Annotated in this window: 13 protein-coding genes; all 13 read left to right on the forward strand. The window is 59.7% G+C overall.

Going from position 1 to position 15,424, the window contains the following annotated elements; all coding sequences use genetic code 11:
* Positions 1-25: 25 nt before the first annotated feature.
* The 13 genes from AC07R0_RS00535 (at position 26) to AC07R0_RS00595 (ending at position 15,396) form a co-directional block, all read left to right on the forward strand.
* Positions 26-1,348, forward strand: a complete 1,323-nt coding sequence (locus AC07R0_RS00535) for a type II secretion system F family protein (protein WP_495103368.1) — start codon at positions 26-28, stop codon at positions 1,346-1,348.
* Positions 1,345-3,147, forward strand: a complete 1,803-nt coding sequence (locus AC07R0_RS00540; protein ID WP_495103369.1) for a GspE/PulE family protein — start codon at positions 1,345-1,347, stop codon at positions 3,145-3,147. The genes AC07R0_RS00535 and AC07R0_RS00540 overlap by 4 nt, the downstream gene beginning before the upstream one ends.
* Positions 3,148-3,165: 18 nt before the next feature.
* Positions 3,166-4,785: a hypothetical protein gene (locus AC07R0_RS00545; RefSeq protein ID WP_495103370.1), complete on the forward strand. Its 1,620-nt coding sequence runs from the start codon at positions 3,166-3,168 to the stop codon at positions 4,783-4,785.
* Positions 4,782-5,402, forward strand: coding sequence for a hypothetical protein (locus AC07R0_RS00550; protein WP_495103371.1), 621 nt, complete (start codon positions 4,782-4,784; stop codon positions 5,400-5,402). Before AC07R0_RS00545 ends, AC07R0_RS00550 begins: the two co-directional genes overlap by 4 nt.
* Positions 5,399-6,082 carry a hypothetical protein gene (locus AC07R0_RS00555; protein WP_495103372.1) on the forward strand — a complete coding sequence of 228 codons (684 nt, stop codon included), beginning with the start codon at positions 5,399-5,401 and terminating at the stop codon, positions 6,080-6,082. Before AC07R0_RS00550 ends, AC07R0_RS00555 begins: the two co-directional genes overlap by 4 nt.
* Before the next feature lie 40 nt (positions 6,083-6,122).
* Positions 6,123-8,399, forward strand: coding sequence for a secretin GspD/PilQ domain-containing protein (locus tag AC07R0_RS00560; RefSeq protein ID WP_495103373.1), 2,277 nt, complete (start codon positions 6,123-6,125; stop codon positions 8,397-8,399).
* Positions 8,396-8,929 carry a prepilin-type N-terminal cleavage/methylation domain-containing protein gene (locus AC07R0_RS00565; protein ID WP_495103374.1) on the forward strand — a complete coding sequence of 178 codons (534 nt, stop codon included), beginning with the start codon at positions 8,396-8,398 and terminating at the stop codon, positions 8,927-8,929. The genes AC07R0_RS00560 and AC07R0_RS00565 overlap by 4 nt, the downstream gene beginning before the upstream one ends.
* Positions 8,930-8,936: 7 nt before the next feature.
* On the forward strand, positions 8,937-9,347 hold the full coding sequence (locus AC07R0_RS00570; protein WP_495103375.1) for a type II secretion system protein: 411 nt from the start codon (positions 8,937-8,939) through the stop codon (positions 9,345-9,347).
* A 74-nt stretch (positions 9,348-9,421) separates the two neighbouring features.
* Positions 9,422-9,883: a type II secretion system protein gene (locus AC07R0_RS00575; protein ID WP_495103376.1), complete on the forward strand. Its 462-nt coding sequence runs from the start codon at positions 9,422-9,424 to the stop codon at positions 9,881-9,883.
* 483 nt (positions 9,884-10,366) lie between these two features.
* Positions 10,367-11,578, forward strand: a complete 1,212-nt coding sequence (locus AC07R0_RS00580) for an ABC-three component system protein (RefSeq protein WP_495103377.1) — start codon at positions 10,367-10,369, stop codon at positions 11,576-11,578.
* Between the two features lie 2 nt (positions 11,579-11,580).
* Entirely contained in the window at positions 11,581-12,075 is a 495-nt protein-coding gene (locus AC07R0_RS00585) for a three component ABC system middle component (RefSeq protein WP_495103675.1), read from the forward strand.
* A complete protein-coding gene (locus AC07R0_RS00590) occupies positions 12,075-14,054 on the forward strand; it encodes a DUF3732 domain-containing protein (protein WP_495103378.1) in 1,980 nt (659 codons plus the stop codon). Before AC07R0_RS00585 ends, AC07R0_RS00590 begins: the two co-directional genes overlap by 1 nt.
* A 436-nt stretch (positions 14,055-14,490) precedes the next feature.
* Complete coding sequence (locus AC07R0_RS00595) at positions 14,491-15,396, forward strand: DnaB-like helicase C-terminal domain-containing protein (protein WP_495103379.1); 906 nt, start codon at positions 14,491-14,493, stop codon at positions 15,394-15,396.
* Positions 15,397-15,424: the final 28 nt, after the last annotated feature.

A 15,424-nucleotide genomic window follows, 5' to 3' on the forward strand; every position in this document is an offset into this window, starting at 1 on the left:
CTCCCGCCATGGCGGCCGACACTCTATGCGCTTCATTGTCAAAGCCTACGAAAGCGGTAGCGCGTATTCCGCGGCAGCTCTGCGCGAGCAGGTCATCCAGGCCGCCACGGCACAAGCCGCCTCCGATGCTGTGGCGGCCCATGGCCATACCGTGCTGTCGGTGCGGTCTGCCGACGTGTCGTGGATGCCCACATTCACCCCCCGATTCCGCGAATCCTCGGTCCTGCTTTTTTGCCAGGAGCTGCTGGCGCTGCTGGACGCGGGCATGGGCTTGATGGAGTCCATGGACATCCTGCACGAGAAGGCCCGCGATCCCGTCTTGCAAGAGGTCCTGGCTGCTGTCATGGAACGATTGCGCACAGGCCACCCCTTGTCCGAAGCCCTGGCCAGAACCACGTTGTACACACGTGCGCCCACATCCATTCACCATACTGCCAGCCACGCTGCAAACCCTACAGATACATGTGCGGATGGGACGGACGCCGTACTGGCCTTGTCCACCCAGTCCACCTTCCCGACGCTGTTGATTGCCAGCATCCGCGCTGCAGAGCGTACCGGCCAGTTGCCGCAGGCACTGCGCCGCTACCTCAATTACCGCACCGAACTCACCGCCGTGCGCGACAAGGTGGTCGCGGCCAGCATCTACCCGGCGCTGCTGTTGGCGGTGGGCGGACTGGTCATCTTGTTCCTGATGGTTTACGTCGTGCCTCGCTTTAGCCAGATCTATGACGACGTCGGGCGTGACCACCTCCCGGTCCTGTCGCGCTGGTTGATGCAGTGGGGCCTGTTGATGAACCAGCATCTCTTGCCGATTGGCATTCTGGGATTGATGCTGTTTGTCGCCACGGGCTATGTCGCCAGCCGTCTCACGGTCCGGGCTTGGTTGGTGCAACGCCTGTGGGCGATGCCCCGTATCGGTGAATACCTTAAAACCTACCAATTGGCCCAGTTCGTCCGCACCCTGTCCATGCTGCTGTCCGGCGGCATTCCCCTGGTGCGCGCCCTGGACATGACGGCCGACCTGTTGCTGCAACCTGCGCTGGCATCCGGGCTGACCGCAGCCCGGCAAGCTATCTCTCAGGGCCAGGCCGTGTCCGACGCCTTTCGCATCCATGGCCTGGCAACCCCCGTGGGCGCACGCCTGCTGGTCTCGGGTGAACGTTCCGGTGAGCTGGCCCAGGTCATGGACCGGATTGCCGGCTTTTACGATGCGGAAGTCTCCCGTGCGGTGGCCTGGTTTTCTCGGCTGTTCGAACCGATTCTGATGGTCGTGATCGGGTTGGCGATTGGCGTCATCATCATCCTGATGTACATGCCCATCTTTGAACTGGCGGGCAGCATCCAATGAACGACATCGTTGTTGCTGCGTCCCGTATGGAGGCGCATGCCCTGGGATTGGGTGCGCCGCAGGCCAGCCCTCATGCGCCGATACCCGCCCACATCCTGTTCAGCACCCGCGACAGTGCAGGCAAGGACATTGCCGCGTTCTGGACCTTGCTCGGCGAGCGGCTGAACGAGGTCCCTTCTACCTGTGCGCTACGCCTGGGTCTGACACTGGATCTGCCGGTGCTGTCCATGCAGGAATTGGATGCTTTGCAACCGGACTTCTCTGTCCTGAGTTTCACGGAGTCCAGCAAGAGAGCCTGCCTGGTTCTTCGCCGGCCGATGTCACTGATCGACCTTGTCGTGGCGCTCGCGGACCCACTGGATACCGAGCTGCAAACCTGGTTGCAGAACAAGGTGCAAGCGGGCCAGCAGGACGGTAAACAGGCGCGTATCCAGTGGCAAATTCAATGGCATGTCGTCCACCCGTCTGACCTGCAAGCCTACTGCCTGATGCAAGAAGGGCGGCTGCAGGCCATGGACAAGGCATTGTCGGATGTGCAGCCGGAGGCGGGTAATGCGGTCAATGCGTCCGATGCGGTGGACCACGTGTCGCTGGAAAGCATCTCACAGGAATCCAGCCCCATCGTGCGCCTGGTCAACTCCACCATCCTGGATGCCATGAAAGCCCAGGCCAGCGACATCCACCTGGAGGCCTTGGCCAGCGGACTCAAGATTAAATACCGTATTGACGGCGTGCTATGCAGCGCGGGCCAGATGCCCGGACGTGAAGCGGCGGCGCAGGTGGTGTCCCGCATCAAGGTGATGGCCGAGCTGGACATCTCCGAGCAGCGCATCCCGCAGGACGGACGCTTCAAATTGCGGATACGGCAGCGCGATGTGGATTTCCGGGTCTCGGTCATGCCCAGCCTGTTTGGCGAAGACGTGGTGATCCGCATCCTGGACAAACTGTCCCTGACCAACCAGATGCAGAACCTGAGCCTGGAGTTGCTGGGCTACGAGGGCCGGATATTGCGCCAGGTCAGAAACCTGGCCCGGGAAAGCTACGGTATGTTGCTCGTCACCGGCCCCACAGGCAGCGGCAAGACTACTACGCTGTATGCGGCTCTGACGGAAATCAACAGCGGTGACCAGAAGATCGTCACCATCGAAGACCCCATCGAATACGAGCTGCCCGGCGTATTGCAGATCCCCGTGAACGAAAAAAAAGGTCTGACCTTCGCCAAGGGCTTGCGCTCCATCCTGCGCCATGACCCAGACAAGATACTGGTGGGAGAAATCCGCGACTCGGAGACCGCCCAGATCGCGATCCAGTCGGCGCTGACCGGGCATCTGGTGTTCACCAGCGTCCACGCCAACAACGTATTCGATGTGCTGGGCCGGTTCATCCATTTGGGGGTGGACACCTTCAGCTTTGTGTCCGCCTTGAACGGCGTGCTGGCACAGCGCCTGGTTCGGGCCATCTGCCCGCATTGCCGCGAACCCCATGTATTGAGCGCTGCCGAGGTACAGGAACAGCTGGGGCTGGACTGCGGCGCGGTGCTCCCGGAACTGTTCCGAGGCAGAGGCTGTGGCCATTGCCGTGGCACCGGCTACAAGGGGCGTCGGGCGATTTCTGAACTGCTCATCCTGGACGACGAGATGCGCGAAATGATCATTGCGCGTGCCCCGATACGGGCTCTGAAGGACCTGGCCCGCTCCAAGGGAACCGTGTTTCTCCGGGATGCCGCGGTGCAGGCGGCCTTGGCAGGGTGGACCACGGTGGAAGAAATCAACCGGGTCAGCTTCGCGCAGCAGTACTGAGTGCTACCGATGTCCAGCATGCTGCCCTCTATTTCTAAACCTGTGTCCACGCGCATGCTGGAGGGGGTGCGGCGACCTTGGCTGCTGGCCGTGGCGCGTGTCCGCGCCCGTCGCATCGTGGCCGACATCTCGCCTGACAGGGTACGTCTGCAAGTGGTCCAAGGGCGCAAAGTTGTGCAGATTCTGGGCCAGTGGGAGGCACAGGTGCCACTGGCGCAAGACGTGGTCAGCGCCAGTTGCGAAACCCTCGGCCAGTTGCTGCTGCAGTTACCCCCAGCATGGCGGGTCGCGCCGTGCACCGTGGTCCTGGCCGACCAGTGGATACGCTGGTCTTCCATTCCCTGGCTGGGCTCCCGTGTGTCCTTGACTGAGCGCCAAGCGCTTTTGTCTGCCAGGATTTCCGCCCTCTATGCGGACACGCACGCATGGCTGCTGGCGCATGGGCGCGCGCGATTCGGGGACGGACAGCTGGTGGCAGCGGTCTCGCCCACCTGGCAGGCAGGGCTGGCCCGTGCACTCAAGGCCCGGGGATCGGTTCTGCGGTCGTTCATGCCGACCCACGCATTGGCTGTGGACCGCTTCACGCAAGTGCTGAATCGCGCGAAAGCACCTGCCTCGGATCTGCTGTTGGCAACGCTGCAGGCTGGCACATTGACGCTGTCCTGGAGCCGGCACGAGACGCCAAGTTTGGAGTCAAGAAGCTCCACGCAGATATCCACCAGCCAGGGTATCCGCAGCCTGCAGTGCGAGAGTGATCTGGAGCAAGCCCTGCGCTATACCCGGCGCGAGATACTGCTGCAGCGGCTCGTGGATCCGCAGGTTTGTCTGATGGTTTTTGGGTTGGAAGGACAAGCTGCGAACGGTCTTCGGGATGGCCAGTCTGACCACGCGGGGATTTTTGTGCTGTCGGGGGATGGGCCTTGGGATTTGCGCAGCGCCACGCGGAAGCTGGTGGATTCCGCGTCCTTCAAGGCCAGACCCTCGGGCCGTGCACGCAGGCGCATGGATATTGCCATTGATTTTGCAATGGCAAACCGGACCACGCCCATGTGGTATCGCGGCCTACTGCTGGCGGGCATCGCGCTGCTGGTGGGAGCCGGGGCGACCTATGCACACCTGGCGCAGCAGTTGTCCGAACTCCAGACCCGCCTGGAGCAGGATGCTCAAAAAGCCAGCCAGCCCCGTGCGCCCGTCGTGTTGAGCGATACCCAAAAAGCGCAGGCCGTGTACCTGCAAAGAATCCAGACCGCACTAGATCGCCCCTGGGAAAACCTGTTCCATTGCATCGAGTCCTCCACCAATCCCGATATCACCCTGTCGGCGATTGCCCCCGACATTGCGACCGGTGAGTTGCACCTGTCCGGCGATGCACGCAGCTTCAAGGCGATTACGCGCTTTGTCGATGCACTGGAGGCCCCTGTGCCCACAGCCCCGACCGCGCAAGCCGCAGAGCCGCCGACGGCGACCCCGCCGGTGCCGACAGAGTGCGCCAAGTTGCGTGATCCCTACCTGTCCAGCTACCAGGTGAACGAGCAGGACCCCCTGCGGACGGTGCATTTTGAGATCAATGCCAAGTGGGATGCCAATTCGCAGAAGACGGCCCCCCGCAATGTTGCTTCGGGGAGTCTCGTTCCATGAAGACCGTTTTACGGAGTGCCCGTGGGTGGGCGTCATACTCGATGCAGAAGTTCGCATGGATGGGCCGCAACGGGTTCGCGTCAGGGCGCTGGATGTTGGCTGCGGGCCTGGTGTTGTTGCTTGTCAGTGCCTTGGGCATTGTCCAGGTGGTGGAGCCCTTGCGCACGGCACTGGGCGCCTTGACCGATCAAACAGATGCCGAGAGTGCTAAGCATGCGGAAAGCCGCAGCACTGCGGAGTCAGACCAGGGCAAGCAGGCCTTGCCACTGCAAGCGGGGTTGGAGTTCTTCCCCGACGTGCGCCAGCGCAGCGCCATTCTGGGCGAGATCTACGATGCCGCGCCCAAGCGCAATATCGCCTTGTCCCAGGGGCAGTTCCGTTGGGCCAGCAAAGACGCAGGAATGTCGGGGGCCTCGCTCGGTGTGCCGATCCGGGCTTTAGAAATTGACTGGCCGGTAAAGGGTAGCTACCAGGACATCCGCACGTTCGTGGGGGATCTGCTCGTCGCCCATCCCTCCCTGTCCCTCGATGCGATGAATATCACCCGCGAGAGCGTGCCCGGTGGGCGTCTGGCGGTGGAGCTGCATTTGACGCTTTATATGCGGGAGGTGCCGTGAGTTTGGACCGGGCATCTTCCGTACAAGTGCGTGGTCATAAGCATGGGCCGGCATCTACGCGTGTGCGCAACCTGGTACTGTGGCTTGCGCTGGCGGGGAGTGTGGCGGCAGCGCTGTGGACACGTTGGCAGGAAGACGCTGCGGCGGATCTCTTGCCAGCGTCTTCCCATGCGACCACCAAGGCAAAGGGCACCACGGTTGCGGAACCTGCTTCGCAGCACAGCGGAGACAGAGAGACCGCCACTGAACCGGTGTCGGCCATCTCGAATCCCTCCATGTTTGCGGCGAGTGCTGTGGACCAAGGCCTGTCCGCGACCGCACGCGCGCAAGCCACTGTACAGGTGGATCCCTTTGCACCCTTGGCGGTGGTACTTCCACCCCCGCCCAAGCCAGTGGCTCCCCCGCCCGTGGTGGCGCCCACGGCACCTCCGCTGCCTTTCCAGTACCTGGGAAAGATGGACGCGTCACCGAAATCGTCCGCAGCGAAGCCGGGTACGAAAGAGGCTGTCGCGGCTTCTTCCGGCGTGGTGGTGTTTCTGGGGCGAGGCAACGAATCTTTTTCTGTCAGCGCCGGGGACAGCATCGATGCCAATTACCGATTCGTGGGCATCGAAGGCGATGTCCTGGTGTTTCAATATCTTCCGCTGTCAGAGCGGCAGACCCTTCAGATCGGACCTTGAATTGCAAGTCAACCACCCCAGCCTTTGGGCGCGTAGCGCCATGGCCAGGACTGTCGCGCTCCTGGCGCTTACCTTGCTGGCGGCCTGTGCCAGCGGCAATTACCGCACCTCCCAGAACCTCTTCCAGCAAGGACGCAACGAAGAAGGCCTGCTCGTTCTTAAAAAAGTCGTGGATACCGAGCCGGAGAATGTAGAGGCGGCAACCCAGTATTTTTCCAGGCTGGGCAATTACTCCAAGGGCTTGCTCATGCAAGCGCGTGATCTGCAGCAGCAAGGCCGGTTTGACGACGCCCGCAAGGTGTACGAGAACATCCTTCGGGTCGATACCGCCAATACGGTTGCGCAGGATGCCTTGGTCCAGCTGCCCAAGGAGATACGCCAGAGCAAACTCATCGCAGAGGCCCAAACGCTTCTGAGAGCCGGGGATGTGAATATGGCCGCCGCCCTGACCAAGCAGGTGTTGGCGGAAAACCCCGGCCACTATGCTGCCAACCTGCTGCAGCAAGATATCGACGAAGCCGTGTCCAGTGCGACAGGGCGTCGCCTGATGGGCGAAATGAATCTGAAGCTCCCCAAGGGAGATCCCATCAGCCTGGACTTCAGGGATGCGGCCTTCAAGATGGTGATGGATGTGCTGGGCCGCTCCAACGGCGTGAACTTCTTGATGGACAAGGACGTTCGTCCGGACTTGCGGGTGACGGTATCGGTCCGCAACGCATCGCTGGAAGAAGCCGTCAAGATGATCTTGCACGCCAACCAGCTGGAATTCAAAGTGCTCAATGCCAACTCGGTTCTGATTTACCCCAGTCTGCCGGAAAAGCTCAAGGTCTACCAGGATCTCATGGTCAAAGGCTTTTATCTGCAAAACTCGGACGTCAAGCAGGTGCAGGCCAACTTGAAGACGATCCTGAAAACCAAGGACACGGTGATCGACGAAAAGCTGAACCTGTTGATCATGCGCGACACCCCAGATGTCATCGCTGCCGCTGAGAAAATCATTTCCATGCAGGACATCCAGGAGCCGGAGGTCATGCTGGAGGTCGAGGTCCTGGAGGTGGACCGTGCCAATGCGACAAAGCTCGGTATCCAATGGCCGGCTTCCGTGGCATTGACACCTTTGTCATCGAATTCCGGCAATGGACTGACGGTTTCGGACCTGCGCCAGATCAACAGCAGCACCGTCGGGGTTTCCTCCCTGTCGGCGACCTTGAATCTCAATAAGACCATCACCGACAGCAACATCCTGGCCAATCCCCGTATCCGGGTGAAGAACAGAGAGACCGCCAAGATCATGATTGGCGACAAATTGCCGGTCATCACCAACAGCATTACCTCTACCGGCGTGATATCCCCCAGCGTCAATTACCTGGATGTGGGACTCAAACTGGAGGTGCAACCCGATATCCGCCTCAAGAGCGATATCGGTATCAAGGTCGATCTGGAAGTGAGCTCCGTGACCAGCACGATCACGATGGCTAACGGAACACAGACCTACCAGATCGGTACCCGTAATGCCTCGACCAGGCTGCGCCTGCGCGACGGCGAGACCCAGATCCTGGGAGGACTGATCAACGACCAGGAGAGCAATAGCAGCAACCGGATCCCGGGCATTGGCGATATGCCGGTGCTGGACCGGGTCTTTGGCTCCAAGAGCGATTCCAAGAACCGCACGGAACTGGTCTTGGCCATTACGCCGCATCTGGTGCACAACCTGGTACTGCCAGGCGCCGGCTTGACCCAGTTTTGGTCGGGCACGGAAGCCGCTTTGCGTATGCCGGACATTGACGGAGGCGCTAGCGCTGGTGGAGCAGGAAACAAGAGCACGTCCAATGGCGCGGATGCTGCGCCTGGTAGGGCGGCAAAACCGACGGCCTTGCCACTGGAGCCCGCGAAGAACGTGGAGCTGAGCTGGAAGGCCTCTGCGGCCGATAAGGCCGGGGTCTTCAGCGTCAGTCTGGTGGCCAAAGCGGATGGCACCATGCGCAGCTTGCCTGCCCAGATCAGCTTTGATCCCGCGGCCTACCAGATTCTTGCGGTGGAGGAGGGGGGGTATTTCAAGCGGGATGGCGCCAACACCACTTTCTCCAACAGCGTGGACCCGGTGAAAGGGCGGATCTTTGTGACAGCCATCCGCAATGATGCGATAGGTGCTGGGGCGGGTGAGTTCAGTGTGTTCAATATCAAATTGCGCCCGACAGGCTCCATGCCTTCGGAACTCAAGGTCCTCATGGCGGAACCCGTGGTGGGCGGCACTGCGCCGCCAACGGTCAGCATGCCTGCCCCCTTCACCGGCCTTGCGGCATCCGCGCAGCCATGAGACTGGTAGCGTTCGCCGTTCCCTGCGCCCGGTATCGCGGGCGGCGCGCGCATGGCTTCACCCTGGTCGAGATGCTGGTCACGGTGGTGATCGTGGCGATCCTGGCCAGCGCGGTGTTTCCGCTCACGCACATGGCCATGCGCCGCCAAAAGGAAGCGCAGTTGCGCCAGGCATTGCATGACATCCGTGTGGCTATCGATGCCTACAAGCGGGCAGCGGACACCGGGCACATTCTCCTGAAATCGGACCAGAGCGGATTTCCTCCGACCCTGGATGCCTTGGTGGAAGGGGTTGCCGATGCGAAGCCTCCCACCATGGACGGAAGCACCAAACCTCGGAAGCTGTATTTTTTACGGCGTCTGCCCCGCGATCCGTTCAACGAGGATGAGACCTTGCCGGCTGCGGATACCTGGACAAAGCGGTGCTATGCCTCCAGCTACGAAGAACCGAAGGAAGGCGCGGATGTCTTCGACGTGTATTCCCAGTCACCGAAGGTGGGGCTGAATGGCCAAGCGTACAAATCATGGTGAGCTTGTCATGAAAAAGCATGGACGTGGGCGTGGGCGGCCTTTGGGCCATGGCGCCCGGGGTTTTACGCTGATCGAGTTGCTGGTGGTGCTGGCCATCATGGGGACACTGCTGTCAATTGCTGCGCCCCGTTACGCAGGCAGCGTGGACAAGGCCAATCTGGCGGTGCTGGAACAAAACCTGGATGCACTGCGGGTGTCCATTGACAAGATGCACGGCGACAGCGGCAAATACCCCCAGACCTTGGACGAGCTGGTGGGCAAGCGTTATCTGCGCCGTGTGCCGGTGGACCCGATCACGGGATCTCGGGATAGCTGGATTCTGGTGCCTTCGACGGATCCTGATGATCCAGGCATCGTGGATGTGAAGAGTGCGGCGCCGGGCTCTGCGCGCAACGGCAAGCTTTTTAGCGAGCTGTGACATATCCGGTGGTTAGCGTGCGGAAAATTCATACAGCGCCCTGGCGCACAGGTAGCACTGCTGCGCCCCAGAAAATGCCGATGCATATGCGCGGCAGTGTGTATCTGACGATGCTGTTCTTTGTGGCCTTCATGGGTGTGGCGCTGGCGGCCACCAGCGAGGTATGGAGCACCCAGCGCCAGCGAGAACGGGAAGAAGCGCTGCTGTCGATTGGGGCGGAGTTTGCGCAGGCCATCAAGAGCTACTACCTCAGCTCGCCGGGTCTGGTGAAGACCTATCCTGCGCGCTTGCAGGATCTGCTGGAAGACAGCCGGTTCCTGTTCAAGAAGCGGCATCTGCGCCAGATCTATGTGGACCCGATGACGGGTACGCGGGACTGGCGTTTGGTGATGGATGCACAAGGCGGCATACGGGGTGTTTCCAGTACGTCCGAGAAAGCGCCCATCAAAACGAGTAACTTTGAAGACCCGTTCGCAGGATTGGCCGGGAGCAAGAAGTATTCGGATTGGGTGTATTCGTATACGCCGGAGAGGTGATGGTCGCTTTTTTTGGGGGGTACCCAAGATAATAATGGGCTGCCCATGCCGAAGTGCCGCAGGTCCATCACCGGGTTAGGTTTGCGTGGAAATTGACACCCAGGAAAAATATTTCATTAATTTTGATGAAGATCCAGTTGTTGACGTCTTCGTCGCAACAGGTCTGTGTTGATTTGCACCATGACCCCAAAAGACGCATTTGAATGCGCTTGGTGCGCGATGGAGAGCAGCGTTGGAGCGTTCCCCTTTCTGTCGTATGTCCCGGCTGGCACTGCGCTGCCGCCAGTGGCGGATCCAGGGAGGTTGTTCAATTTCGAAGTAATCTGGACCCGAATCTCTCGGGTTCACATCCCATCAGCAGTCCAGACGCGTTCGAGGACGCTTCGCTATTGCCATATCGACGATGCCCAGATGCAGCATGCCGCGTGCGAGCAGATGCCACCATACATGTAAGATCATGTTGCAATTAAGTCAGGGAGCTGAATGACAACATCGACGGGTAGGGGAGCCTCGCGGTCACGACGTAAAACCGAGGTTCCAGGTCAGGCGCTGGGCTACGGGCTCCAGTACACCCGACTGCTGCATCTCCTGCTTGTGGTACCCGAGGGCAGCTCCTGCAGCATGGAGGTCTTGGACGACGTGGCCCAAGAACATGCGCAGCTAGGTGTGCACCTGGTTCAGAGCAAGAGCGCGCTCACCGCGAACCCGGTGGCAGATCGGGCGAAGTCGCTTTGGAAGACGCTGTCAAATTGGGTCACCCTGGCCGCGGAAGGCGGCTGTGATCCGGACAGAACACTTTTCGAGATTTACGTGTCGCGGCCGGTGACAGGCGTGATCGTCCATGTGCTCGCCGAGGCTGCGACGTTGGATGCCGCCCGCGCTGCCATTCTCCAGGCTCGTACCGCGCTGTGGGGCGAGGCGCCCACCTTCGCGCAGCGAAGTGACGTCGCTTCAGAAGTCGCCTCCTACGTTGAGAAGGTCTTCGATGCTGACCAGGATCTGGTGGCGCGAGTCATCAAGAATTTCCGGCTTACCTGCGGCTCCGGCAGCCCGCAGGCTGACATCGAAGCCGTCATCCGCACCCATCCGGTGTCGCCAAGCAAGGTCCGGGACATCGCAGATTACATGTGCGGCTTCGTGAAGCGCCGCGTGGACGAGCTCCTGGAGGCAAATCGGCCTGCCATCATCGGACGAGACGAATTCAAGGTTGCGTATGACGCCTACGTTCGCAAGATCGATCGGGAGACAGTGCTGCTGAGTCGCGCGAAGGCGCCGAGTTCGGACGAGTCGCAGGGCTACCTGCCCAAGATCTTCGTCCAACAGCTCGAAATCATCGGCATGACGTTCGAAGACAAGCTCGAGGCCGTGAGCGACTACCTGATGGCTGCCGCGGATCGCACCGACTGGGCCGTGCGCGGCGAGGTGGATGTGACGTCGCTTGATGACCTCGACGCCACCCTCAAGCGAAATTGGAAGAACAAGCGACTTGCCTGCAAAGTCGCGCACTCCGGCAAAGCGCAGGACCAGCAGGGGCAGGCGCTGTATGCCGACTGCATGCAGGTCAGCGCATCAGTGCAGGCGATGGACCCGCCCGAGCATTTCATTCCGGGCTGCTTGCACCGACTGGCCGATGATCTCTCGATCGGATGGCATCCCGACTACGAGCAGCACCTCAAGGCGAAAAAGGCGGCGTGACGATGCTAGTACGAGAGGTACAAAACATCCAGAACCCGGCATTGGGCGCCGCCGTCATATGGCGGTTCTGCTGTGGCTACGTCGAGTCCCAGGCTGCGGGCGACCCGCCACCGTTGCCGGTGCTCTTCCTTACGTTGCCCATCGTTCTGCACCAGGCGACCGCCGAGCTACTGCAACGTACTAGGATCAGCTCGGGCCTTCGCGCCTTTGCGGCCAAATTCGGTGATTCGGCTGTCTCCAAGCAAGACTTGCTGCTCCAACTTCATGATCGCGCTTTGCGATGGCGTGTGCTGAGCTTGCAGTCCATCGAGTTGGCCACCGCGGGACGACTGATCTACCTCACGGATGCGGGTAGCGCGGTTCCTTTGTCGCGGACCAGGGCGCGGGGCATGCCTGACGAAGTGAAGCAGCTCTTGGCGGATGCAGAGAAGCTCGGCGCCTGGTGTGGGCAGCTTACGCTGCACGAGATAACAACAACGCTGAAGGTGAGGCTCTGATGTTTTTCCAGATTCGCGCGATCGTGCTCTGGCCCCGGAACCCCGAATTCAAGCCGCGTCGGCTGCAGTTCGATCTGGGCAAGGTCAACGTCATCAGCGGCGCGTCACGGACGGGCAAGTCCGCGGTCATCCCCATCATCGACTACTGCCTCGGCTCCAGCACGTGTTCCATTCCCGTTAACACCATCCGCAAGTATTGCGAGTGGTTCGGCGTTGTCGTGGCGACCGATCAGGGCGACAAACTGCTGGCGCGCCGTGAGCCCGGCGCGCAGCGCAGCACCGATGACATGTTTCTGATGGAAGCCGACAGGATTACCGAGGTGCCGCTGCGCATCGTCAAGAATACGAACGCCGACGCTGTGAAGCGGCTGCTGGATGACCTCGCCGGCCTGTCGAAGCTGGACTTCACCGGTGGCGGGGACGACTCGACCGGTTTTGACGGCCGCCCGAGCTTTCGGGATCTTGCTGCGTTCACGTTTCAGCCGCAGAACATCGTGGCCAACCCGGACGTGCTGTTTTTTAAGACTAACACTTACGAGCACCGCGAGAAGCTGCGTAAGATATTTCCCTATGTGCTGGGCGCAGTGACGCCGGCCCTCATGGCAAAGCAGTTCGAGCTGGGCCGTACACGTCAGGAATTGCGCCGCAAGGAGCGTGAGCTCAAGGATGCTCAGCAGGTGTCGGCGCGCTGGCTGGCGGATCTGATGGTCAAGTTCAGCGAAGCCCAAGAGCTGGGCTTGACGTCCAAGTCTGAGCAACAACCCACGCGAGGGCAAATGATCGAGCTGTTGGAGGAGGTCGTCGCACGCACGGATCTGACCCTGTCCGTCAGCACCTCGACGATCTCTGATGCATTGCGCGAGCTCAGTGGCCTGGATGCTGAGGAGCGCGAGGTGTCGCGAGAGTTGACCACGCTGAGGCATCGGCTCGAGGAAATGAACCGCATGAGCTCCGGCGTCGATCAGTATGAGGCGGCGATAGGGCTTCAGCGGGGACGTCTCAAGTTATCCAGTTGGCTGGTCTCACACACGGATGATGCAGCAGACTGTCCCATGTGTGGCAGTCACACCGATTCGGCAAAACGCAAGCTGGAGGTGCTGTCAGCGCGATTGGAAGAAGTCGAAGCCGAGGCCGGCGTCGACAAGGAAGTGCCCGCCGCATTTGATCGTGAACTGCAGCGCGTGACGGCCGAAGTGGGCCAGACGACTGAGCGGTTACGGTCTGTTCAGATTCGCAAACGTGCCTTGTCCGGTCGCTCTAAGGAGGCGAGTGAACGTCAGTTCGCAGCGAAGAAAGCTGAGCGATTTGTCGGCAACCTCGAGTCCGCCCTCGATCTTCACCGGCGCCTGGGCAGCGACAGTGAACTTGTTGATGAGGTGGCCCGATTGCGGGAGATCGTTCAGCGGTTAGAGGCGGAACTTCGCGAGCAGGATGTCGACTCCCGTAAGCGCCGAGCCTTGCTCGCGGTCAACACACATGCGGGTCGCCTTTTGCCCTCCTTGGATGTGGAGAACGCCGATGACCCCATCTCCCTCGAAATCAGCGACCTGACGATCAAGGTGCGGGGCGCGGAGCGCGATGACTACCTGTCCGAGATCGGCAGCGGCTCCAACTGGCTCTCCTACCACCTGGCCATGTTGCTGGCCCTGCACCAGTTCTACTTGGCCCAGCCGAGCAGTCCCGTTCCCGGCTTTATGGTCCTGGACCAGCCCAGCCAGGTGTACTTTCCGAAGCGCGTTGTGACACGTCCGGATGAAAAGGTCGAGGAACCGCTCTTTCGGGATGAAGACATCGATGCCGTTCGCAAGGCATTCGAGGTCATGGGGCAGGTCGTGCTCAAGGCCGAGGGCAAGCTGCAACTGATCGTGCTAGACCACGCGTCCCGCGATGTGTGGGGTGATATCCCAGGCGTGGTTGGGCTGCGCGAGTGGCGAGACGGGGTCAAGCTCGTACCCATGAAGTGGTTGAATGAGGCCTGACCCTCGCTATTTTCTCAGCTAACACTCCTGGATGGTCAGCCGCGTATGGCGCCATCGACTGGCCAAGCCCTGCATGCTCGCCATCACGCATACCCCCCGTGTCACTTTTCACCACATACAGGCCAATTGGTTTTCGGCACATAGGAGCCACCCTGTTTTCGGCGCAATGAAGCCAGCGCGTTTTCGGCATATAGGACCAGCTGGGGGAATTGACGGGCATCTCGAACGCGGCATAACTGTCGTTACCTCCTGACCTGTGTATGCTTTGCGCAGTAATTCCCTCGACTTGATCTGCCCCTTGGCCTCTTTGGAGCTAACCCAGTTAGTGACCAGGAATCCGTGCCTACATTCGTCTCGCAATGAGCTCCCACGCGCGAATGCAGAGATGTTTTTGTCAGATAGCATGAACTAATTAATTAACGAAAGAACAGCCACAGTGCCAATCGAAGAGAATCAATTTCAGAAACTATTGATCGGTGTTCTCGATCAAGTGCAAGAGCTTGCTGACACCCAAATTACAAGCAAGGCAGAAAAAACTCCATTTGTGATCGGGCTGAGCACAGGATTTTCCGAACTGGACTTAGTAACCAACGGGCTCAAACCAGGAGAGTTGATCCTGGTCGCGGCTCGGCCTGGAGTTGGTCGAACATCTTTTGCGCTCAATATTGCGGAACACCTACTGGTTCACGAAGAGGTTCCAGTGATGCTTTTTTCTTATAGAACTCGCGCCATAGATGTCACGCGACGCATGATGTCATCCAATGGTCGTATTCACTACTCCCATTTGGCTAACGGTGAAATGTTCGATGAAGAATGGGTACGGCTGGCCGAACTGATTGAACGGCTAAGGTGTGTGCCTCAATCTATTGAGATTAATGATGATGTTAACTTGAGCTTTGAGGGGCTGCAGGAAAACGCCATCGACTTCGTAAAGCGCAATGGTAACAAAGGCATCATTATTGTGGATGGGTTACCGTGGGTCGATGGTATTGAACGCATGAGTTCAGCCGACCGCTGGACGCGCTTTGATCAAAATGCACGAGGCTTGAAACACCTAGCCTGCCAACTAGATATGCCCATTCTTTTAACGAGTGACGTAAAGTCTGGTGACGAAAAATTTGAGCGCCGCAAAGATCGCCGTCCCACTAAATATGACCTGTATGGATCGGCAACTTTGGCTGACATCGCCGATACGATCCTGCTGATTTATCGCGATGAACTATTTAACGAGGCGTGCCGTGACCCGGGCATGGCAGAAATAATTGTCGAAAAAAGCATGCTGGATACCGGCACCATCAAATTAATATTCCAGGAAAAAATATTCCGTTTTGAGAACGTGTAAATTGAAAAAATAATGATGAGCAAGAGCC

The sequence above is a fragment of the Rhodoferax sp. GW821-FHT07F03 genome (genome assembly GCF_059418745.1).

Bases quoted from the DNA above. Each gene is read 5' to 3' on its own strand.
- AC07R0_RS00535 (WP_495103368.1), top strand. From the start codon at position 26: ATGCGCTTCATTGTCAAAGCCTACGAAAGCGGTAGCGCGTATTCCGCG.
- AC07R0_RS00540 (WP_495103369.1), top strand. From the start codon at position 1,345: ATGAACGACATCGTTGTTGCTGCGTCCCGTATGGAGGCGCATGCCCTG.
- AC07R0_RS00545 (WP_495103370.1), top strand. From the start codon at position 3,166: ATGCTGCCCTCTATTTCTAAACCTGTGTCCACGCGCATGCTGGAGGGG.
- AC07R0_RS00550 (WP_495103371.1), top strand. From the start codon at position 4,782: ATGAAGACCGTTTTACGGAGTGCCCGTGGGTGGGCGTCATACTCGATG.
- AC07R0_RS00560 (WP_495103373.1), top strand. From the start codon at position 6,123: ATGGCCAGGACTGTCGCGCTCCTGGCGCTTACCTTGCTGGCGGCCTGT.
- AC07R0_RS00565 (WP_495103374.1), top strand. From the start codon at position 8,396: ATGAGACTGGTAGCGTTCGCCGTTCCCTGCGCCCGGTATCGCGGGCGG.
- AC07R0_RS00570 (WP_495103375.1), top strand. From the start codon at position 8,937: ATGAAAAAGCATGGACGTGGGCGTGGGCGGCCTTTGGGCCATGGCGCC.
- AC07R0_RS00575 (WP_495103376.1), top strand. From the start codon at position 9,422: ATGCCGATGCATATGCGCGGCAGTGTGTATCTGACGATGCTGTTCTTT.
- AC07R0_RS00580 (WP_495103377.1), top strand. From the start codon at position 10,367: ATGACAACATCGACGGGTAGGGGAGCCTCGCGGTCACGACGTAAAACC.
- AC07R0_RS00585 (WP_495103675.1), top strand. From the start codon at position 11,581: ATGCTAGTACGAGAGGTACAAAACATCCAGAACCCGGCATTGGGCGCC.
- AC07R0_RS00590 (WP_495103378.1), top strand. From the start codon at position 12,075: ATGTTTTTCCAGATTCGCGCGATCGTGCTCTGGCCCCGGAACCCCGAA.